The organism is Coprococcus sp. TM115-187, from assembly GCF_027679115.1.
Classification (GTDB): domain Bacteria; phylum Bacillota; class Clostridia; order Lachnospirales; family Lachnospiraceae; genus Allocoprococcus; species Allocoprococcus comes.
Window position 1 is genome coordinate 82,416 of the sequence record NZ_JAQEKS010000003.1, and the last position, 22,980, is coordinate 105,395.

General features: G+C 40.9%; 21 protein-coding genes. 1 reads left to right on the plus strand and 20 read right to left on the minus strand.

The features are described from left to right. The first annotated feature begins 171 nt into the window (after positions 1-171). Entirely contained in the window at positions 172-1,353 is a 1,182-nt protein-coding gene (locus PGW42_RS03535) for an MFS transporter (protein WP_270203006.1), read from the plus strand. 211 nt (positions 1,354-1,564) lie between these two features. Here the strand turns inward: PGW42_RS03535 and PGW42_RS03540 are convergent, their stop codons facing one another. From PGW42_RS03540 to PGW42_RS03635, 20 genes are all read right to left on the minus strand, one after another. Next, entirely contained in the window at positions 1,565-1,918 is a 354-nt protein-coding gene (locus PGW42_RS03540; RefSeq protein WP_055247510.1) for an arsenate reductase family protein, read from the minus strand. After that, the gene (locus PGW42_RS03545; RefSeq protein ID WP_055296491.1) at positions 1,919-2,491 is read right to left on the minus strand and encodes a DUF3841 domain-containing protein; all 573 of its coding nucleotides are present in this window, start codon (positions 2,489-2,491) and stop codon (positions 1,919-1,921) included. Next, a complete protein-coding gene (locus tag PGW42_RS03550) occupies positions 2,467-3,024 on the minus strand; it encodes a DUF3841 domain-containing protein (protein ID WP_008373458.1) in 558 nt (185 codons plus the stop codon). Before PGW42_RS03550 ends, PGW42_RS03545 begins: the two co-directional genes overlap by 25 nt. 121 nt (positions 3,025-3,145) lie before the next feature. Then, positions 3,146-4,288, minus strand: a complete 1,143-nt coding sequence (locus tag PGW42_RS03555) for a YkvI family membrane protein (protein ID WP_270203007.1) — start codon at positions 4,286-4,288, stop codon at positions 3,146-3,148. Further along, on the minus strand, positions 4,278-5,390 hold the full coding sequence (locus PGW42_RS03560) for an iron-containing alcohol dehydrogenase family protein (RefSeq protein WP_270203008.1): 1,113 nt from the start codon (positions 5,388-5,390) through the stop codon (positions 4,278-4,280). The genes PGW42_RS03555 and PGW42_RS03560 overlap by 11 nt, the downstream gene beginning before the upstream one ends. 165 nt (positions 5,391-5,555) lie before the next feature. Next, positions 5,556-7,136, minus strand: coding sequence for a glucose-6-phosphate isomerase (locus PGW42_RS03565; RefSeq protein ID WP_117557404.1), 1,581 nt, complete (start codon positions 7,134-7,136; stop codon positions 5,556-5,558). A gap of 122 nt (positions 7,137-7,258) precedes the next feature. Beyond that, complete coding sequence (locus tag PGW42_RS03570; protein WP_173686939.1) at positions 7,259-9,337, minus strand: efflux RND transporter permease subunit; 2,079 nt, start codon at positions 9,335-9,337, stop codon at positions 7,259-7,261. 231 nt (positions 9,338-9,568) lie between these two features. Beyond that, complete coding sequence (gene codB, locus PGW42_RS03575) at positions 9,569-10,840, minus strand: cytosine permease (protein ID WP_195548864.1); 1,272 nt, start codon at positions 10,838-10,840, stop codon at positions 9,569-9,571. A 44-nt stretch (positions 10,841-10,884) separates the two neighbouring features. After that, positions 10,885-11,973, minus strand: coding sequence for a hypothetical protein (locus tag PGW42_RS03580; protein ID WP_044999117.1), 1,089 nt, complete (start codon positions 11,971-11,973; stop codon positions 10,885-10,887). 156 nt (positions 11,974-12,129) lie between these two features. Then, positions 12,130-13,488 (minus strand): ATP-binding protein, encoded by a 1,359-nt coding sequence (locus PGW42_RS03585; RefSeq protein ID WP_117557398.1) that lies wholly within the window; start codon positions 13,486-13,488, stop codon positions 12,130-12,132. Between the two features lie 187 nt (positions 13,489-13,675). Continuing rightward, on the minus strand, positions 13,676-14,404 hold the full coding sequence (locus PGW42_RS03590) for a GntR family transcriptional regulator (protein ID WP_055155437.1): 729 nt from the start codon (positions 14,402-14,404) through the stop codon (positions 13,676-13,678). A gap of 47 nt (positions 14,405-14,451) precedes the next feature. Next, positions 14,452-15,171, minus strand: coding sequence for a tryptophan synthase subunit alpha (locus PGW42_RS03595; RefSeq protein WP_022219924.1), 720 nt, complete (start codon positions 15,169-15,171; stop codon positions 14,452-14,454). A 2-nt stretch (positions 15,172-15,173) separates the two neighbouring features. After that, positions 15,174-16,322: an iron-containing alcohol dehydrogenase gene (locus tag PGW42_RS03600; protein ID WP_055247497.1), complete on the minus strand. Its 1,149-nt coding sequence runs from the start codon at positions 16,320-16,322 to the stop codon at positions 15,174-15,176. A 20-nt stretch (positions 16,323-16,342) separates the two neighbouring features. Continuing rightward, the gene (locus PGW42_RS03605) at positions 16,343-17,131 is read right to left on the minus strand and encodes a BtpA/SgcQ family protein (RefSeq protein WP_022219925.1); all 789 of its coding nucleotides are present in this window, start codon (positions 17,129-17,131) and stop codon (positions 16,343-16,345) included. Continuing rightward, positions 17,124-17,891 carry a nucleoside phosphorylase gene (locus tag PGW42_RS03610; RefSeq protein WP_117824480.1) on the minus strand — a complete coding sequence of 256 codons (768 nt, stop codon included), beginning with the start codon at positions 17,889-17,891 and terminating at the stop codon, positions 17,124-17,126. The genes PGW42_RS03605 and PGW42_RS03610 overlap by 8 nt, the downstream gene beginning before the upstream one ends. Positions 17,892-17,905: 14 nt before the next feature. Further along, complete coding sequence (locus PGW42_RS03615; protein ID WP_008373430.1) at positions 17,906-18,844, minus strand: carbohydrate kinase family protein; 939 nt, start codon at positions 18,842-18,844, stop codon at positions 17,906-17,908. Between the two features lie 12 nt (positions 18,845-18,856). Then, complete coding sequence (locus PGW42_RS03620; protein WP_022219927.1) at positions 18,857-19,423, minus strand: cysteine hydrolase family protein; 567 nt, start codon at positions 19,421-19,423, stop codon at positions 18,857-18,859. An 11-nt stretch (positions 19,424-19,434) separates the two neighbouring features. Further along, positions 19,435-20,349, minus strand: a complete 915-nt coding sequence (locus PGW42_RS03625) for an ABC transporter permease (protein ID WP_008373427.1) — start codon at positions 20,347-20,349, stop codon at positions 19,435-19,437. Beyond that, the gene (locus PGW42_RS03630) at positions 20,349-21,413 is read right to left on the minus strand and encodes an ABC transporter permease (RefSeq protein ID WP_181974521.1); all 1,065 of its coding nucleotides are present in this window, start codon (positions 21,411-21,413) and stop codon (positions 20,349-20,351) included. The genes PGW42_RS03625 and PGW42_RS03630 overlap by 1 nt, the downstream gene beginning before the upstream one ends. Further along, positions 21,397-22,956 (minus strand): ABC transporter ATP-binding protein, encoded by a 1,560-nt coding sequence (locus PGW42_RS03635; protein ID WP_270203009.1) that lies wholly within the window; start codon positions 22,954-22,956, stop codon positions 21,397-21,399. The genes PGW42_RS03630 and PGW42_RS03635 overlap by 17 nt, the downstream gene beginning before the upstream one ends. Positions 22,957-22,980: the final 24 nt, after the last annotated feature.

A 22,980-nucleotide genomic window follows, 5' to 3' on the forward strand; every position in this document is an offset into this window, starting at 1 on the left:
CATGATGTATCAAAAAGTCAACTAAATTCGGAGAATTTTTTCTAACCATGCCCATTCAATCTCATTATACCTTTTGTGTTTTGAAGATATTGTACTATGTTTCTGCGATATTCGTCAAGACATCCACCCTCCAATATGATATAGTGTTATTTTGAAAGGAGCTTTTAAGAAATGAAAAAAAACACAAATTGTATGCAGACCATCTACGCTTGTTTTATTGGTTACATCGTTCAGGCTATCGTAAATAATTTTGTTCCTCTTCTTTTTGTCACTTTCCAAAATAATTACCATATTTCACTAGAACGAATTACCTTTTTGATCACACTCAACTTTATCATTCAGCTGTTTGTCGATCTTCTATCCGCATTCTTCATCGACAGGATCGGATACCGCATTTCGATTTTAATTGCGCATATTCTTTCTGCGGCAGGACTGATATTACTCACCGTTCTTCCGGAAGTTTTTTCCTCCCCTTATACCGGACTTGTAATCGCAGTTATCATTTATGCGATCGGCGGTGGACTTCTCGAAGTACTGGTAAGCCCGATCATTGAAGCCTGCCCTACTGATAACAAAGAAAAAGCAATGAGTCTCCTGCATTCCTTTTACTGTTGGGGGCATGTGGGCGTTGTTCTGTTATCAACCGCATTTTTCTGGTTTTTCGGAATATCGCACTGGAAAATCCTCGCACTTATGTGGGCTGTCATCCCAATATTTAACACTTTCCTCTTCAGAAGTGCACCAATCTACTCCCTTCACGAAGAAGGTGAACAGGGACTTTCTCTCAGAGAATTGTGCACATCTAAAATCTTCTGGATGTTAATGCTTATGATGACCTGTGCCGGTGCCAGCGAACAGGCAGTCAGCCAATGGGCATCCACTTTTGCCGAGACAAGCCTGCACATTTCCAAAACACTCGGCGATCTTGCCGGTCCTCTTACCTTTGCAGCCTGTATGGGGGCTTCCCGGCTGCTTTACGGAAAATACGGAGACAGGATCCGGCTGGATCTGTTCATGAGAGGAAGCTGCATTCTTTGCATCCTTTCCTATTTATGTATTTCCATCCTTCCATTTCCTGCGCTGAACCTTTTGGGATGTGCGCTTTGCGGATTCTCCGTTGGAATTATGTGGCCGGGACTTTTCAGCACCGCATCCGTCTCTATTCCACGTGGCGGCACAACAATGTTTGCCCTCCTTGCACTTGCCGGAGATCTGGGATGTTCCGGTGGTCCGACGCTTGCAGGTCTGGTATCTTCCTACGCCGGCGGCAGTCTGAAAACCGGGATTTTCGCAGCCATTATTTTTCCGACCGTCCTGCTTCTTGGTCTAATAAAATCAAAAAAATCTGAATAAAAAATAACGGGTTCCTCTTTTCATTGAGTTACCCGTTATTTTTCTTTTTAGTTTATCGTTTTTTCAAATCGGTCCTCTTCCGGAGCCGTATCCTGTCCAAACCATTTCTTACTCAGTTTCGTAAGTGTTCCGTCTTCTTTCAATTCTTTTTACACACTCTTTACAGGCAGAATAAAAAGATGAGCACCTTTTACAGCACTCATCTTCCCCACTACTTCAACAATTTTTCTTCCCATTCTTTTTCTTTAAACCCGGTCAGTACAAATCCGTCCCCAACTACAAACGGTCTTTTCACCAACATACCATCTGTCGCCAGCAGCTTTATCTGCTCATCTTCCGTCATCGTCGGAAGCTTGTCTTTCAGCTGCATCTGCTTATAAAGCATCCCACTTGTATTAAAAAACTTTTTCAGCGGGACCCCACTCATCGCATGCCATTCCTTCAGCTCTTCATAGGTTGGATTTTCCTCCACGATTGCCCGTTCCTCAAATGCAATCTCATGCGCCTCCAGCCATTTCAGCGCCTTCTGACAGGTGCTGCATTTTCTGTATACCAATACTTTCATCTATCTGATCCACTCCTTTTTTATTCTCCAGAGTCCTGCTTGTACATCCCTTACAAGCTCTGTATTTCCATGTACCAATTCTTCATGATACCGTGTCAGACGTTGCCAGCTTTTCAGGATCTGCTGCTTCTGTAACGGATAAAAATTACTCAACACCGCATCCATCTCTTTGATCCCATACATCTCCAGCTGCTCCTGGAACTGCTCCTCATCTTTTTCATCTTCCCCAATATATTTGAGACAGAGAATCTTATTCCAGTCATACATATCAAAAAGCAGAACTTCATCCAATGGTACTTCCAGTGTCAGGAAGTTGCCGCCCATCGACTGATCCACATTATAGGCTTCACGGAATGCCCAGTACGGATACTCCGCACCATCCGGTTTCTTCACATATTTCTCCATCTCACGCACAAACCAGGAATAGGCTGTTGTGAAAATCTTTGCACTTTCCTGATATTTTTTCCGCACATACGCCTCTTTGGAATAGCACACGCCATTCCGCTCAATTGCTTCGATTACCGGGTCTGCCTGTGATGCATATAAGGTTATTGTATTACATTTTTCACCCATTCTCTTCGCACCTCCCAGATGTTTCCATAACATCCATCACTTCCGATCTGGATGTCATCATCAAAAAGCCTCTTCCAGCTCTCCCGGATCTCCCGTTTGATCTCCGGATAGAACTGCGACATATACGCCTGCGTGTCGCTGACTCCATAGGCTTCCAGAAGCTCTTTGTGCCGCTTTTCATCCGCCTTGTCTGCCGGAATATAGGAATAGTTGAGGATCATTCCCCATTTTGTGAAATTCACTCTGGTAATCAGGGATTCTTCGATCTCCAGTTCCAGGATCACTCTTCCTTTTTCCGGAAGCATCGTTGCATCCTGCCTGAAGGATACCCATACCGGAAATTCCACATCCGCCGGTTTATTCCCGTAGTCCGGTCCATTCTTGACCAGCCATTCATAAGTATCCAGAACCAGCTCCGAATGTTCTTTGAGATCCTTTATGATATACTCTCGCTTTACCGTATATCGTCCGGTTTCCTGAAGAACTTTCCAGACATTTTCATGCTGCTTTGACCACACTGTAATCTTTGCCATTCCATCACCTCACTAATGGTAAAATATAAGTACTCCAAAGATAACTAACCGGCATCACCATACTTACATTTACTATAACACCGATTGGCATCTTTTGTCCTCTTTTCCCTTTATTCTCTCATTACTTCGTATCAAATCTGGTCACTGCCATGTGGATCAGATATGGAATAAGGATTACCGGAATCGCCAGATACGCCAGCACACTATACGCCTTCTGGATCAGTGTCAGAAGCCCGAACTGTGCGATTCCAAAATCTACAACACAGCAGATAAATGCTGCCACAATTTCCTTTGTACCAATTTTACTTTTTTTACCCATTTCCGTCTCTTTCTTCACTTTATTAAGACTACTGCAGATTCTTTTCACCATTGCAGCCACCATATTAACTGCCGTAGATACCGCTCCAAGAATGATCAAAACAGAAATCAGCGGCATCATAAATCCTTTTCCAACACCGCACTGCACCATAAAAAGTGTCGGGACGCTCGCCTCGCTCATCTCCGGCTTGGTACAAACAGTCATAATCCCAAGCACAACCATAATCATCATAAGTGCATTGATGATCCATCCGATTCCCATACTTTGCATCGCATCATCCGGCTTTTCAAAGCTCTTGGCATGCTGCACAAAAACAGCCACATTTGCCAGCTGGAATGTTCCGTAAATAAATGCTGAATAGAGTGCTTTCCCAAAGGATCCGCCATTTGCAGTCATCCGTGAAGCTGTATCTGCAATCTGCCCTGCACCTGCGATGATATTTGGAATATACACAATCAGAAGACCTGCGATAATGCAGACAGACAGGACAGAAGCCACCTTACGCACCAGGTCTGTTCCAAATACTGCCACAACGAAGATAAATATGCCGATAATCAACGTACACAGCAGATACGGAAGTCCGGTCAGGGTACTTAAGGTCGCTCCGCCTGTCGCAAATGCAACTGCGGGAGCCACGCACATCACACAAATATACAGTACTTCAAACAAATTGGAAAATACCGGCGCAAACTTCCCATAAAACGCATTGTTATAAGACCGGTAATCATATACCTCATGCTTTCTCGCAAACCGGAGGCAGTACGCGAAAAATACCGCATTATATCCCATGGCCAGAACCGGCATCAGAAGACACCAGATTCCATAACGCACATAATAACTGTAGATCTGCGCACCCGAGGCAAATCCACCTCCGAAATGTGTTGTAAACCAGACAAACGCTACCCCAAGAATCATAGAGGAAGTTGCGGATTTCTTATTCTTCATGGCTCTGATCCTTTCTGACTCTTTCTTTCAGTTTCTGCATTGCATCTTCCAGCATTTCCCGGGTTACCTTATATGGGTAATGTGCTACATCCGACATTTTCGGAATATGTCCCATACTTTCTTTCCATTCATCCTCTGTAATCTCAATTTCTTTCAAGGACACCGGAAGCCCTATCTCGCGATTCAGCTGATATATTTTCTCAAATTCTTCTTCCTGTCCATCTACAAGAAGTGCCAGAAGCACACCAAATCCAACTACTTCCCCGTGCAGATGCCGCTGCTCGATCACCGGATACTTCGTCAGAGCATAAAAAATTGCATGTGCAAGTCCACTGTTATAATCCGGTGTGAAATCTTTTGTAAGGAAAATGGATGCAATTCCGGTTGTCACAACGATCGCCAGAACCACCTGCTCTACATCGTATGTACACAGTCCCTTTTTATGGTCTGCAAATGCCTTCGGTCCATATTCCAGAAGAGGATTCCTGCACATCAGACTGACTGCTACACCAAGTGAGGTAAAATGTTCCAGTCTTTCATCCCTTGATGAGATTGTTGCTTCATAGTATTTTGCATAGGTATCACCAATTCCTGCCCACATATACTGACTCGGTGCTTTTGCTATGATTTCTGTATCGATAAATGCATACATGACCGGACGCACGAAGAAATTCGGTTTCAGAAATGTACCATCCTCGTTATACATGATTGACACCGATGTACATGCCGAACAGTTGGATGCGATTGTCGGGAAGCTGAACACCGGCTTATCATCTGTGATACACAGACATTTTACCGTATCCAGTGCTTTGCCCCCTCCTACTCCAAATACCATATCTGCTTTCTGATAAACCGACATCCGGCGAAGCTTTTCTACCGTCTGATAGGTACAGTCTTTCCCATAAAGTTCTTTTCCAATAATCTCCAGATTCGTCTGGTCGACCGCCGCTTTGATCTTATCAAAAGCCGCATCAAGTGCCCTTTTTCCGCCGATCACAAGTACCGTTTTTCCATAAGATTCACAGACCGGTCCGATTTTATCGTAAATTGCATCTCCGATGGAATAATTCGGGAGATGCACCTCGTAATTTTCTAATTTCATAGTCTTTCTCTTTTCCTGGTTTTATGTCTTTTTCCTAAAAAACAATCATTCAGCCGGAAATCCTGACAGAATATCCTGGTAGCTTCTCTTGCATATTTTCGTATCCAAAAAGTCGGTCCGAATCCTAAAATCCGCACCGACTCTGGTCTCTTTCATTAATTCTGATTAGATATCTAAAAGATCACTGTATACTTTCAGTGCTCCGTCTGTCTCATGGGCAAGTACACGTTTGGCAAGTACTTTCCCAAGCTGAACACCTTCCTGGTCGAAGCTGTTCACATTCCATACAAATCCCTGGAACATAACCTTATTCTCAAAATGTGCAAGAAGTGCACCGAGTGTCTCTGGTGTCAGTTCTTTACCGATGATAATACTTGACGGACGTCCACCTTCAAAATTCTTGTTGCGGTTCTCGTCTGATTTACCGCATGCAAATGCTACGATCTGTGCAGCTACGTTTGCGCAGAGCTTCTGCTGGCTTGTGCTGTCCTGGATCACAACATCGGTTCCGATCTGGCTGTTCTTGAAGCCGATGAACTGGAGCGGTATGATGTTGGTTCCCTGGTGGAGAAGCTGATAGAAGGAATGCTGTCCGTTTGTTCCTGGTTCTCCGAAGATCACCGGACCTGTCGGGTAATCTACCGGTTCGCCAAAGCGGTTAACTGATTTACCATTGGATTCCATATCCAGCTGCTGCAGATGTGCCGGGAAACGGCTCAGTGCCTGTGAATATGGGAGAACGGCTGTTGCCGGATATCCGAGTACATTACGCTCGTATACACCGATCATCGCATCCAGCATTGCCGGATTCTTCAATAAATCTTCATTCTTGGAAACTTCATCTACCTTTGCTGCTCCTGCAAGGAACTGTGCAAATACTTCCGGTCCGAATGCCAGCGAAAGTACGGCACCACCGACTGCTGAAGTAGATGAGTAACGTCCTCCGATATAATCATCCATGAAGAATGCTGCAAGATAATCATCGCTCTTTGCAAGTGGTGATGTCTCGCTTGTAACAGCGATCATATGCTTGGAAGCATCCAGACCTGCATTCTTCAGGGCATCTTTTACAAATGACTCATTGGTAAGAGTCTCAAGAGTTGTTCCTGACTTTGATACCAGAACAAAAATAGAATGTGCTACATCAATTGAATTCAGTACTGCTGCTGCATCATCCGGGTCAACATTGCTGATGAATTTGGCTTCCATCTTGAATGTGCCGTTCTTCTTAGCCCAGTTCTCAAGTGCAAGATACATTGCGCGAGGACCAAGGTCACTTCCACCTATACCGATCTGTACGACTGTTGTGAATTTCTCACCTGCTGCATTTGTGATCTCGCCGGCATGTACTTTATTGGCAAAATCTGCGATCCTCTGCTGCTGCTTAACATAGAATTCTCGCTTGTCTACTCCGTCAGCTTCTACTTTATCTCCAAGCTGTCCACGGGTGAGCTGATGAAGAACCAGTCTCTTTTCTCCTGTGTTGATCACTTCTCCATTGTAGAGTGCTGCGTACTTTTCTGTCAGCTGCGCTTCTTTTGCAAGCTTTGCAAGTGCTGCAAGTACTTTATCATCTACTGCTTTTGCAGCGTAATTGTAAGTAAGATCCTCTGTCATCGAAACGCTGTAATCCTTAACACGTTCTGCTCCGTTCTCACCGGACATCACTTCTGCAAGATTGACACGTTCTACTTCCGAAAGTTCTTTAAATGATGTAAGTGTATCCAAATTGTTCCAATTAATCATAGTGGATTCCTCCTTATTCCTTTTATGATAGTAGGATTGTATCAGCCCTTTTGATACGCACGGATCTTTTTCTCCGTTCCTTGTATCATATAATAATCCAAGGAAATTATACTATGATGTGGTTATGATTTCAAGCCTGTAGGTCGGAAACCTTTGCTCGTCTTTACAATAATCTTGTCAAATACCATGAATAAGGACGGAAGGATCAGCACAACAACCACCATACTGATCAGTGCACCTCTCGCCATCAGGATACACAGCGAACTGATCATATCGATATTGGAATAAAGTCCGACACCGATCGTTGCAGCAAAGAAGCTGAGCGCACTGACGATGATCGACTGCGCAGAGAACTTATGTGCTGTTGTGATCGCGTCAAATTTGCCTGCGCCGCGGCTTCTCTCTCTCTGATATCTGGTGGTCATCAGAATCGCATAATCCACAGTCGCGCCAAGCTGGATCGTACCGATTACGATTGATGCCACAAACGGCAGCTTTGTTCCAGTGTAAAACGGAATACCCATATTCACAAAGATCGCAAATTCGATCACACCGACCAGGATCACCGGAATAGTAACTGATTTGAACAGAAGCAGAATAATCACAAATACGATTCCAATAGACACTGCACTTACACGCTTAAAGTCCGTGTCTGTAATGTTGATCAAATCTTTTGTCAATGGTCCTTCTCCTACCAGCATTGCACCCTTATCATATTTATCCATGATCTTATCAATCTGCTCAATCTGTTTGTTTACTTTATCCGTTGCTACTTTGTACGTAGAATTTACCATCAGCAGCTGGTACTTGTCATTTTTCAGCATACCGGTGACAGATTCCGGGAGCATATCTGCCGGAACACCGGAGCCGACCAGGTTATCCAGTCCAAGTACCCATTTAACACCATCTACTTTTTCAATCTCCTGTGACATCTTCTTGACGTCAGAACCTGCAACCGAGCTGTCCACCAGAATCATATGTGTGGTATTCATATTGTAATCTTCTTTTAATTTCGTGTTCGCAATGACACTCGGAAGATCCTTTGGCAGCGATTCGTCCAGATTGTAGTAAACACCTGTGTGATTGTTTCCGTAAATCGCCGGAAACAGAAGGATCACAAATGCTACTACATAAATCACGTAACGCTTTGTCACCTTATCCGAAATTCTTCCAATATCCGGAAGCAGCGGTTTGTGTTTTGTCTTCTCGATCAGCTTGTCACAGCACAGGATCATGGACGGAAGAACGGTTACACAGACCAGAACTCCGAAGATAACACCTTTTGCCATAACGATACCGATATCTTTTCCAAGCGTAAAGCTCATAAAGCAAAGTGCGATAAATCCGGCAACTGTCGTAACTGAACTTCCGATTACGGATGAAAAGGTCTGGGAAATCGCGTGTGCCATCGCCCGCTCTTTATCTCCGTTATAGCGCACCTGCTGCTCCTGATAACTGTGCATCAGGAAAATAGAATAGTCCATAGTGACACCGAGCTGAAGTACCGCTGCCAGTGCCTTCGTGATATAAGAAATCTCTCCAAAAAATACATTCGTTCCAAGATTATATACGATTGCGATTCCGATACTCAAAAGGAACAATACCGGAACAAAAATCGATTCCATCGTAATTGCCAGAACCAGTGCAGAAAGTGCGACTGCGATCAGTACATAAAGTGGTGTTTCCTTTTCGGCAAGCTCTTTGGTGTCCTCTACAATCGCAGACATTCCACTTAAAAAGCACTGCTCTCCGGTGATCTTACGGATCTCGGTAATTGCCTTCATGGTTTCATCGGATGAAGTTCCGTCTTTGAAAAATACCGCCATCATTGTTCCGTCTTCTGTGTTGTACTCATCATACAGCTTTGACGGAAGCACGCTCTGTGGAACCGAAATATCAGCCAGTGAATCATACCAGAGTACATTCTCTACTCCGTCTACCTTCTCTACCTTTTCTTTCAGCTTCACAATCTCTTTATCTTCCATGCCGTCTACCATCAGCATCGAAAATGCCCCGATCCCAAAATCATTCGTCATGATCTCTTGTCCCTGCATTGTCTCAATGTCTTCCGGAAGATAAGTCAGCACATCATAGTTGATCCTGGTGTTCACATACCCCCACACAGCCGGAATCAAAAGGATAATACTGAGTATCAGTATCGGTACTCTGAATTTAACAATCTTTTTGCCAACCTTTACCATACTTTATTCCTCTTTTCTTTTTTATTTTTTCTCCTTCAATGACTATTGGTCATTTATTTTACAAAACCAATATACAACAAAACTGACCATAAGTCAATTTGTTTATTGACTTATGGTCAGTTTTTTTAATAATATTGTTTAGACTGATAACCTTATGCGTAATCCTGCTCCATAATATAACAACGGGCAGACTCTGTTCCCCGAATCTGCCCGTTCATTTACGCTATTCATTTATGCATTTTCTGCCGCTTCTTCACGATTTTTGCAAACCACCTGTCCAGCCACATAGCAGACCGCTGCAACTGCCATACCATTGATCGAAGCAATTCCCCATGACACAAGATTTGCTACCACTGCACCTGCGATCACACCGATCACGGCAAACCAGTTCACAGTTTTGATTTCTACTTTATCACTATCGTACTCCTTCTTATTTATAAAGTACGAGAGCACCAGGATAATCCCTACCGGCGGAAGGGTACAGTTCAGTACGTTCAGCCAGTTACAGAAATTGTAATACAGCCATACAGAAAGAAGTGTTCCGATAATACCTGAAATCAGAACCATCGGTTTCTTCTTCTGCCGGAAAATATTTGCCAGTCCAAGACCTGCTGAATACAGCGCATTGTCGTTGGTGGTCCAGATATTGAGTCCCAGAACCAGAATCGCCATATAGAACAGATTCAGACGGATCATAACCTCAAAGATATCATTTCCGCCAACGAAAATATAGGCAATCGCCCCAAAAAAGAACATCAGTGAATTCCCGATAAAGAATGCTACAACCGTTGCAATTGTACCTGATTTGGCATCCTTTGCAAATCTTGCAAAGTTCGGAGTTGCCGTTCCGCCTGATACGAAGGAACCGACTACCATACCCGCTCCACCGATCACGGTCACAGATCCACTGGATACTGCAAACTGGTCAACGATCGTTCCATTTCCCTGCCGAACTGCCATCACCATTGCTACCGTTCCAAGAATCGCAACGAGCGGAACTGCAATATAGCTTACCACCGTAAGGGAATCAATTCCGAAATATGCAGAAGCGGTCATACAGCCTCCTGCAACCAATACCAGAGCCCACATCGCAGCCTTACTTCCACCGAGAAGCTCTCCTGATACCGGGATTGCAAACATCGCAACACCTACACCGAACCATCCGATCTGAGTGAAGCTGATCATTGCAGAAGAAAGATAAGATCCTTTTTCTCCAAACGCTCTTTTTGCCAGAAGATCCATGCTAAGTCCGGTCTTTGCACCTACATATCCCAGAAGTCCTGTGTACACACCAAGGATCGCTCCTCCAAGGAGAAGGGACTTGATAAATCCCCAGAAATCAAGTCCTGCTGCCATCTGCTGCCCAACCCACATACTTGCCGAGAAAAATGTAAATCCCAGCATAATCATAAACATGGTCAGGAAACCTTTTCTGCCCTCTTTCGGGACTGCCTGGTCCGCATAGTCAATATCAACAGTTGTATCTTTCGTGTTTTTGCTCATTTTTTACCTCATTCCATTCTCTGTGATCAACAAGTTCATTCTTTTTATAGCATATATTTCTTCAAAGAATCGGTAAATTCGGTAATTCTCTGATCTGCCAGTTCTTTTAATGTAATATTTTTCATACTCTCGATATATCCCTGTTCCTGACGGTACAGCCACTTGGTGTCTGCCGGACGGATCTTCTCATAGTGGTTCTTCTCGATCCAGTCCTCATAACTGATCGGTGTCGGGTATCCAATCTTTTCATCAAGCAGTTCTTTAAAATCGATCTTATCTGCTCTCTCTTTGATTCCTTCCCAGAATTCCAGAACTTCCTCTACATGCTCATGAATCTCATAGCGTCTTGCCCCGCCATCGTAGATGATACATTTTTCAAAAAGCGGACTGCACATGGAAAGTGTCTCTCTTCTGAACTCCGGCGCGATGATTCCATCCTTCCAGTAGAAGTCCACATCCGGAAGGTTGATTCCTGACACACCTTTATCCTGATAAGTACTGAAAATTCCTTCATAATACACGGTAATGAACCCTTCAAATTCCGGCCAGAACTCACGGATCTCTCTGGTAAGATTCTCAAGAATCTCAATTCCCTTTGTTCCACCAATTGTGAAAATGATAATATTGCGAAGCTTTGCTCCGTTCTTCCTGTAAAAATCTGTCACATAGCGCAGGCAGTGGATCAGAGTCTCCCCACTTGCAATGATATCTCCGATCATCAGTGTGCTGTCCGGAACCATGGTAAGCTTACTATATTTGATTTCAAGCCCTGCAATCTCTTCATCCGCAAATACACGTTCACTGGATAAGAAACTGATATCGTGTACACGGATGTGCTCTCTGTAGCAGCTTTCCTCCAACGGATAGTTCAACGCTCCTCTCAAGATAGAAAGAATATTTGCAGTTGTCACTTTCTTCTGTTCCTTAAAATAGTAAAGCATCTGAGATGTAGAAGGAATCAGGCAGTCATATACCTCATATCCGACGATCTCCGGTGTATTCAGAAGCTTTCTTGTCTCTGCTTCCGATACAACATAATATTCATTTACATAGTTTCCACCGGCCAGTTTATAACAGGCTACACCCTGTTCATTAAATTCCGGCACCAGCTTAACCTGATTCCAATTTTTCATCTGTGATTTTCCCCTTTTCTGTAAATCCACTTTTCATAACAATAAACATTCTACAAAATGGTATGATGAAAGTGGGGGAATGTCAAGTGGAAAATGAGTAGTGAAAAATAAGCAGATGTAAAAAATACCCTTTTTGCATCAAAGAGCACTCTCTTTTTATAACAATCCCGACAAATCCACTTCATATTTATATTCTTTTGGTTCTTTATTCACCTGGTAAAACATTGCCAGATACCACGGAAGATATTCCATTCCTTCTTCTTCCTCTACATTTCCGGAACAGAATATGATTTTTCTTCCAAACTCCCAGTTTTCTACTGCCGACACTTTTGATAATGCAAAATGTTTTTTGTAATCTTTTCCGGATTTTATTTCCAGCAAATCTACTTCCATTCCGTTTTGAATCACAAAATCTAATTCTCCATATTTTTTCGATTCAAAATAATTCAAACTAAAACCGTTGCTTTTAATAATCTGTGCAAATACATTTTCCAAAATGCTTCCCATGTTCACTTCCATATTACCATTCAACAGCGCAAATTGAATATTTTCCATACATGCTGCACACAGAAGCCCTGTATCTCCCATAAATAGTTTAAACAGATTTCTTTTTTCATTCAGACGCAATGGCGGCTGAGGTTCTTCAATATTGTAAGAAGGAAGTGCAACTCCTGCATCACTCAGCCATAAAAATGCATTTTCATAACGGTTCATCCTTCCTTTATCATCTATTTTATTTAAAATAAATCTCCGATTTTTGCTGTTAAGCTGTGCCGGAATACTGTCAAAAATTGCCCTGATTTTAATTTTGTCTGACCCTTCTGCATATTTTCCAATATCCAGACGATACAATTCTAAAATCTCTCTCTGAAGTGCAACGACTTTTCCTATATCATGCGTATTCACATAAATCTGGACAACTGCAGGCATTCCTCCGACAACAATATACGTGTAAAATAATTTCAACATAGTCTGATGAACCACTTCCGGGACCTCACTGTGTTCAGAATAACATGTTTTCAATAATTCAATTGTAGAGTCCTGAACTCCATTTGCTCTTATATATTCCTCAAAATCCATCGGATACATATAGCAGATTTCTTCATAGCCAACTGCATAAGATGGTACTTCTTTGTATCGTACTCCTAAAAGCGATCCTGATTCAATATAATCAAATCTTCCATCCTCAACCAGAAACTTAATTGCACATCTGGCATTTGGACATTCCTGAATCTCATCTAAAAAAATCAAAGTTTTTCCAGGTACAAATTCCTGCATTTTAAACGCAGTCAGATTCGTAATGATTGTATCTGCATCCAAATTACCATCAAATATTTTCCCCGCCTCTTTATCTAAGATAAAATTAACTTCAACATAATGCTCATAATTTTTCTTTGCAAATTCTCTTATAATGGTAGTTTTCCCTATCTGTCTGGCTCCAATAATGCACAGTGCTTTTTTATCTGATGTCCGCTTCCACTCATCTAATTTTCTGTATATCTTTCTTTCCAGCATGCTTTTGCACCTCCATTATTAGTATTGTAACATTTTTCCATCTATATTCACACCTGTTTGCCACTTTTTTCTTTGTTTTTTGTATTAGATTTGTAACATTTTTCCAAAAATTGAAAAGTCGCCAACATTTCTGCTGACGACTTTTCGAAGAGCTCGATGTGCTCAATTTTACTATTTCCCTGATTTTTTATCTCACCTGATCAATATAGAATTTAAATTTATCTGTTCGATAATAGCATTTAAAATTCTCGATCGGAATTTCTCTTCCATTCACAATGCCATATGTAATACAACGAAACAGAATAATCGGTGTTCCTTCCTCGATGTCCAAATACTCGGCAATTTCATCCTGTGCCCCGATCGCCTCAATCGTTCTTCTTGCCTTTGTTATTTTAACACCATAAACTTCTGTTATGATCTGATAAAGGGATTCCTTTTTCAAATCATACTTTGATAAACCCGGAAAAATCTTTTCCGGCAGAAAAGTCAGCGTATAGTTTAGCGGCTCTTTATCTGCATATAAGATTCTTCCTATCATATAAACATTATCACTGGTTGTAATCTCAAGTGCTTTTGCTCTCTTTACATTCGCATCAACCAGCTCTGAAACAACAACTTTTTTACTTGGTGTTAGTCCCAGTTTTAATACATCTTCCGTACAACTCGTAATTGAAAAAAGATTGTTACTTCCTTCATCCGTCTTTACATAGGTTCCTTTTCCTTGGACTTTGTACAAATATCCTTCTGTGACCAATTCATCAATCGCTTTCCGGATCGTAATTCTGCTGACCTGATAAGTCTCCATCAATTCTCTTTCGCTCGGAATCGGCTCCTTTGAATCGTAAACTTCATTATCAATATTCTCTACGATTGCCTTCTTCACAAGATAATATTTAGGTAACTTTTCGTCGAACATCTCCTTCACCCCATCTCACCTTTTTTGATCACAGAATATTCCAAGTGTTAACACATAGCTTTAAATTCCCTGATCTTTTCTTTCATTGCAGGAATATTTTCATGAAGTTTTAGAATTGTACTGCCAACGAACGCTGCATCCCCGCCTGCCTCTCTTACTAGTCTTACATCTTCTGGTGCATGAACGCCTACCCCACAATAAATAGGTCTTTCAATTCCACAGCTTCTTAAATACTCTACACAATCTTTTAATGTAGGATATTCCTCATTTTTTTGCTGTGTATCATACGGCTTCGCCTGTAAATATACAAATCCATTTGATTGTTTTGCCATTTCCACTTCTTCTTTCGGTAAATGGAACTGTACATAACAAGATACCTGAAGCCCCGCTGCAATTATCTTATTTTTAATAATATCATCTTTTAAGCCAACAAGCAAAATATCTTTTAAATTATTTGTCAGGCAGAACTCAATAAATCTGTCTACACCAATCTCTTCAACTGTATTTTCATATGCCAGAACCAGAATCTTCACATCTGGAAGTCTCTTCTGAATGGCAACAATTGAATCCATATATTTTTCATAATCATCGCAAGCCTCCAGTGCTTTTTTCATTCTTCCTGCAATATAATCACTCTCCAGGTATGGATTTCTGGATGGAAAATCCACTTCCATCATTCTGCATCCTGCATCTGCATATTCTACTGCCATATTATAACTTGCTTCAATTGTAGGATATCCATTTGATAAATAACAAATAATCTCCATTTTTATTCTCCTCTGTACACCTTGATAAATAATTCTTTAAATTCGTCAATTTCCGGAATAACCGGATTTGTTTTTGTGCATCCATCAGCTTTTGCAAGCGGAGCCATCTCATCCAGTTTTGCCATATATTTTTCTTCATCCGGAATGATCTCTTTAAAGCATTTTGGAATATTTAACTTTTCATTTAACGCTTCTACTGCTTCATGAAGATTTTCTGCTCCGATTCTCTTTGCAAATTTTGCATAAACTTCTTTCGCAGTTTCATTCTGCTCATTATATCTGATGATGTACGGCAAAATAATGGCGTCTGCCAGACCATGTGATACATGGAAAATACCACCGATTGTATGCGCCATAGAATGTACAATTCCAAGCGATACATTGGTAAATGCAATTCCAGCTACCATAGATGCCTGTACCATAGTCTCTCTTGCTTTTATATCATTGCCATTCTCATATGCAGTCGGTAAAGTTTCCATAATATCCTGGGCTGCCTGGCTTGCAAGAATATCTGACAGATAATTTGCACGGTTTGAAGCAAGTGCTTCCAGTGCATGGGTAAGCGCATCCATTCCTGTCTCTGCGGTAATCTTAGCCGGCATAGACATTGTTACTTCCGGATCACAGATTGCGATATCCGGCATCATTTCCATATTTCCAACACCATGCTTTAATCCTTTTTCATTATCTGAAATTACGATAGAACGTGAAACTTCACTTGCTGTTCCACTTGTCGAAGGAATACAACACATTCTTGCTTTACCTCGTAATTTCGGAAATTCATTCGGCGGAAGAATATCTTCCATCTGAGTCAATTCCGGATGTTCATAAAAGATCCACATTGCTTTTGCAGCATCCATTGCTGATCCACCGCCAAGTCCGACAATCAGATCTGGTTCAAATTCCAGCATTTCATTTCTTCCTCTGAGTACAGTTTCAAAAGACGGATCTGGTTCTACGCCTCTGATAACCATTGTTTCAGCACCGGTTTCTTTAAAATATCCTTCTACCTTTGCCAGCATTCCACTCTTTTCCATGCTATGTCCGCCAATAACAATACTGACTTTTTTTGCTTTAATTGTCTTAATATATGCAAGACTTCCTTCTCCAAACATCAATTCTGATCCTGCAAGTTTCATTGGTCGCATCATTTTTATCTTCCTGCCTTTCTCTATTTCAATCCGTCTAATACTTTCTTAACCAGTTCATAAGAGATTGGATTTGTTAAAATTCCTCCCTCTTTCAAGCTGGAACCGATAATCGCACCATCTGCTGTCTGAAGCTGATCATGAATATTTTCTGCATTTACACCACTTCCTGCAAACACCGGAAGATTTACTACATTTTTCACTCTCTTAATCAGATCCAGTGGTGTCTCTTCTCCAACCTGTGTACCTGTAACAATAATTCCGTCTGCTCCGTTTGATGCAGCATCTTTTGCTGACTGCTCAATCGTAATATGTTCTCTTAACATATGCGCATGTTTTACCTGCACATCGGCAAGAATTTTAACATTTTCCTGTCCCATCATCTTGCGATATTCCATACATTTCTTTGCACATGGCTGAATAATTCCATCTGTAAACAATACTGTATCCACAAATACTGGAACTCTGATAAAGGATGCTCCTACCATTGCAGCAATCGCAATATCTGCTTCACAGTCATTAAACGCTGCGTCAAGTCCTACTGGAATCTGAACTGCCTGTTTCACAGCATATGCTGCAGCTGTAAGCGCCGCTACCTGTGCTTTATTTAAAAAAGCGGAAAAAGGTGTATCCCCCATATTTTCTACAATAACAGCATCTACCCCTGCTTTTTCAAGTGTAACCGCATCCTGAACTGCACGGTCAATAATTCTCTGATAATCCCCATCAAATCCAGCTGTTGTCGGAAGCGGAAGGCAATGCACCATTCCGATTACTGTCTGTGAATTTAAAGTAAGTATCTCTTTACTCATGTTTACCATCCTCTCTTTTTATATGATAATTATAAATTCCTTCCAGCGCTGTTCTACAGAGTAAATCCTCTGCATCTACACGATCCTGTCCCTTTAAAGTTTCCTTCAAATTTTCAAGTACCGTAACCACTGTTAAAATACAGGTCTTAACTCCCATCAGTCGTCCCAGTGTCAGAATACATGAAGATTCCATATCGATTCCTGTTACCCCAAGTTTCTTGACCTCTTCAAATGTTTTTGACATATCACGTCCACACTCCAGAGAAAATTTAGAATCATGCATACAACTGTAAAATCCATCCATCGTACAATTAAGTCCATTCAAATACCGTTTTCCCATTTGTTGAACTGTTTCGTTCATCACATTAACAAGTTCAATATCTGCAACCGCAGGGTAACTCAGATCCACATAGGTCTGACTGGTTCCCTCACGCCTCATTGCGGCAATCGGAATCATAAAATGTCCCAGCATATCATCCTGCATAGACATTACTGTCCCCATTCTTACAGCGACCTGCATTCCAGACTCATACATCTCTTCCATCGCAATCGCTGCGGACGGTGCCCCGATTCCCGTCGACGTTACTGTAATCTCTACTCCTTTATAGGTTCCTGTATATGTATTGAACTCTCTCATGAATGCAACTTTTTTGGGGTTATCCAAATACTTTTTTACAACTTCTACTCTCCATGGATCTCCCGAAAAAAGTACATATTTCGCAACCGTTTCTTCGCTTGCTCCCATATATAATGTACTCATCTGCATTTCCCCTTTCAACGTAATGTTTCAAATTTCTGTAATAATTCCTGTTCTGTTGGCGCATTTGTACAGCACCCTTCTGCCTGTAAAACAAAGTAAGATAATACACTTCCAAGCCTACAGCAGTCTGCCGGAGAATATCCATGTAAATATCCATAAACAAATCCTGCCATGTAAGCATCTCCCGATCCAGTTGCATCTACTACCTGTTCCACTTGACAAATTCCAATCTCTTCTTTCCGTATTTTTCCGTCTTCCCGCACATAACAAATGCTTCCGTCTTTTCCCAGAGTTGTCACAATGATATCTGCTTTTCCAATTTTAAACAGCTCTGTAATCGTATTTAGTCCGAAAAGCTTTTCAATAATTTCACATTCTACTTCATTTGTGAAAATGATTTTGCTTTCTGTTAACAACTGTTTCAAAAATGGTTCTGGAAATGCATCAAAATCATCTTTCATTCCAAAAACTACCGGTACATGATGCTTTTTACATTTTGCAAAAAACTCTTCATTGTCTGGTCTTGATGCAACGGTTATCACTCCCAGCTTTGCCGTTTCAAACAAGCTGTCTTTCATTTTCTGTGCATATCTTCCATCCATTGCTCCAGGATAAAATATGGTAATATGATCGTTATTATTATCCTGTAACAAATAACATACACTGGTTGCTTCCTCTGCTATTTGTGTAATCCCATCCTGTGGTACATTTCCTTCTTCCAGAAACTTTTTAAAACCATTACTTTCATAATCTCCGCCTACTCTTAAAACTGGCATTGCCTTCATTCCAAGCCGGCAAAGTGCATAGGCAATATTTACAGAACAGCCTCCGTAAAAAATTTTTGAATTGGATTTATTTGTAACCAGTGATGTAAATCCCACTTTGGCAGGTGTTGCTATTTTTATAATGTGATCCATACTTACATAGCCGCTTGTCAGAACATCTACTTTCATTATCCGTGCCTCCTACAACTGTCCCTCTTCCAGCATCTTGCTGAATGTATTCATATCGATGACTTTTCCCAGATACTTATCAATATCTGTCAGATGAACTTCATTAACTGTTTCTGAATTCGTTGCCACACATTCCCGGATAACATATGGGTTGTAATTCAGATAAAATGCATCTGTCACCGTTGCCCGAATGCAGCAGTTTGTTTTCGTTCCAACAACGACTACATTTTCCACTTCATTTTCCCGCAATACCAGATCCAGGTCTGTGCCGAAGAATCCACTGTACCTTCTCTTTCGGATGACATAATCTTTCTTTTCATCAACTTCCAACATTGGATCAATTTCAATTCCAAAAGTCCCTTCTATACAATTTGGTCTCATGGACTGTGCTTTTTTATCTACTTTATCTTTTCTGTTACAGTGCTGTAAAAAAACAATCAGCAGTTCATGTTTCCGGCTTTCATCCAGAACCTTTTTAATCCGTGGAAGAATCTTTTGATTCTCAGGATAAAATACCAGACCTTCCGGATCCGTAAAATCGCGAACCATGTCCACAATAATCAATGCTGTCTTTGCCATTTTCCTCCCCCTTAGTCGAACTTGTATCCTCTTACCTTAACATCCTTAAATTTCATAAATGAAACAACTGCAAGCACCGCTACCATGATGATATATGGAATTGTATCGAACATTCCTGCTGCCGGTCCTGCATATACACTTAAATTGACCGCAAGTGATCTTGCAACACCGAATAAGATTGCATAGAGTGAAGACTGTACCGGTTTCCCCTGTCCACAATAAATTGCTGCAATTGCGATAAAGCCTCGTCCTGCTGTCATATCACTTGTAAACATTGCCATTCTCTCCATTGATAAATTGATTCCGGCTAATGCACAGCAAAATGCTCCAATCAGAACAGCAATATATTTGTATTTCTGTGTTTTCAGTCCAAGACTGATCGCTGAATCTTCATTTTCACCAACAACTCTGACATAGATTCCAAATTTTGTTTTGTACATCAGAATAGCTGCTGCCGCAATTCCAATAAATGCCAGATATGTAATGACCGGATGACCACTTACGATTCCACCAATCAGCGGAATACTCTTGATGCCCGGTATATTGATCTTAAAATCTGCAACTCCTACATCTTGAAGACTGATATTAGCAAGCTCCATAACTTTCAGTACAAATTTTGCAATCGCTGGAACAATCAAGTTAATTCCAAGACCGATAACAATAACATTACCATTACAAGTAATTCCTAAGAATGAAAATACAAGTCCCCACAATAAAGTCGTTACGATTGCGGCAATCACTGCCAGAGCCACACTTCCTGTCAGATACTCGACTAACACTGAAATAAATGCTCCATTCAGCATCATTCCTTCCAGTGCGATATTCAATACATTTGCTTTATATGCAAATATTCCACCGATCACGCATAGAATAATAGGAGCACTATGGTATACTGTGTCATACAAAATACTATTTAATAATTCCATTATGCATCCTCCTTTTTCGCCTTTTTAAAACGACCAAATACGCTTGTTTTATCACCAATAAACTTAACTGCCAGGAACAGAATGATCATTCCCTGAATAATTGCAACGATTTCTTTCGGAACTGCAGTATACATATTGATGCTGTCACTACCGGTTTTTAATGCAGCATAAAAGATTGCCGCGATCAAAATTCCAATTGGCGAATGTCCACCGAGCAGAGCAATCAACATACCATCCCATCCAAGACCAGGGTTTGCAGAAAATGTCAGCGTATATTTAAACTGATCACTTAACATCCATCCTGCTCCAGCCACACCGGAAAGTGCGCCACTGATCAGCATCATGATAATGATTTTCTTGCCGACATTCATACCTGTTGCTTCTGCGAATTCCGGATTTTTTCCGATTGCTGTAATTTCATATCCCAGTTTTGATTTTTTCATAACAAAATACATAATCACCAGAATAATCATTGCAATTACAAAAAACATAGTCATTCTTGATGCTCCGAATCTTTTGAACATTACATCCTCTTTAATCGTTGGTGTAGCCACATACCCTGCACTCTTATCTTTGAATACACCGGTGGTTAAAAATTCCAAAGTCTTTGAAACTGCATAGTTTAACATCAAAGTTACAACCATCTCATTTACATTACATTTTGCTTTCAAAATTGCCGGAATCAATGCAAATAACATTCCACAAATAATTGCAACTAAAAAGCAAATCAGTTTACTTATAAATGGATTGGAAATGTTAAGATATGCTCCAGTGATTCCTGCAAAGAATCCTCCCAAAAGCATTTGTCCTTCTACACCCATGTTGTACAAATTAGCTTTGAATGTAATTGCAATCGCAAGTCCTGTCAAAATAAGCGGCGATGCATAATGCAGCGTATTCATAAAGCCTTTTTCTGTCAAAAGTGATTTCCTGATCAATACCCCGTAAGTTTCCAGTGGACTTTCTCCGATCGCTGCAATAACAATTGCTCCAAATGCAAATGCAAGAATTACCGGAAGTACAGAATTGACGATTCCTTTTATAATACTATCTTTCTTTTTCATGATCCTGTTCCTCCTTTCCAATTCCGGCCATCAGTAGTCCCATAGCAGCCATAGATACTTCTTTTGGCGATACTTCACCTGAAATTTTACCTTTATACATAACAATTACCCGATCAGATAAACTCATAATTTCTGACAGTTCACTTGAAATCAGGATAACAGTATTTCCTGCATCCCTGAATTTCAGAATCTGTTTATGGATGAATTCAATAGATCCGATATCAACGCCTCGCGTTGGCTGGCAGGCAATCAGAAGTTTGGGATTTGCAGAAAGCTCTCTTGCAATGATAACTTTCTGCGCATTTCCTCCTGACAAATTGCCTATATTGCCATTCACATCACCAAGACGGATATCAAATTCTTTAATATATTTATCTCTTTTGGCATTGATTATTTTCTTATTAAAAAGTCCGTGTTTACAAACATCTTTTTCTCCGTGATATCCTGCTATACAGTTATCGGAAACCGTCATTTCCCGGCACAATCCCTGTGCATATCTGTCCTCAGGAATAATTCCAATTCCTGCTTTTCTTAATTTTTCCGGCCACCAGTTTGTAATATCTTTACCGTCAAAAAATATTGTTCCTCTCGTCGATTCCATCAAACCAGTCATAAGCTTTACAAGCTCTGACTGTCCGTTTCCTTCAACACCGGCTATTCCAAGGATCTCACCTTTATGCACTTCAAATGACATATCTGATACAACTTCTTTTCCATAGTCATTCACAGTCGTAAGATTTTCTGCTTTGTACATAATCTCTGATTCAACTTGTTGTTTTCGTTCATTATTTACAGTAAGAACAACATCTCTTCCGACCATCATCTGTGCCAGTTCTCGTTCACTTGTGTCCTTCTTTAATACATTTCCAACAACTTTTCCCTGTTTTATTACAGTAATACTGTCTGCCAGTTCCATTACTTCCCTTAATTTGTGTGTAATAACAATGATTGTTTTTCCTTGCTCTTTTAGATTTTTGAGCGTTGCAATCAATTCATCAACTTCCTGTGGTGTAAGTACGGCTGTCGGCTCATCCAGAATCAATATGTCTACATTTCTGTATAACATCTTCAGAATTTCTACTCTCTGACGTCCACCGACAGATATATCTTCAATCTTATCTGTTGCATTTAATTCCAGATGATTTTCCTGAATCAGTTTCTCAACTCTTTTAATTTCCTCTTTCTGATCGATAAACGGAGTTTTCATTCCGCCTTTTTTCTGTGTAATTTCCGCACCCAACAGTATATTTTCATATACGGTAAGAGACGGCACCAGCTTAAAATGCTGGTGCACCATCCCTATCCCGTTTGCAATCGCATCAACCGGGCTGTTCAGTGTAACTTCTTTCCCCCGGATCAGGATTTTTCCGCTTGTTGGCTGCAGCAATCCGTAGAGCATATTCATCATTGTAGATTTTCCTGCACCGTTTTCACCTACAATACATTTAATCTCCTGTTCTTTTACATCCAGATTAATATGATCATTTGCGACAAAATCGTTAAACTTTTTGGTCAGATCAACCGTCTGTATCATGCTGTTCATATTGCTGCTTCCTTTCTGTCAAAA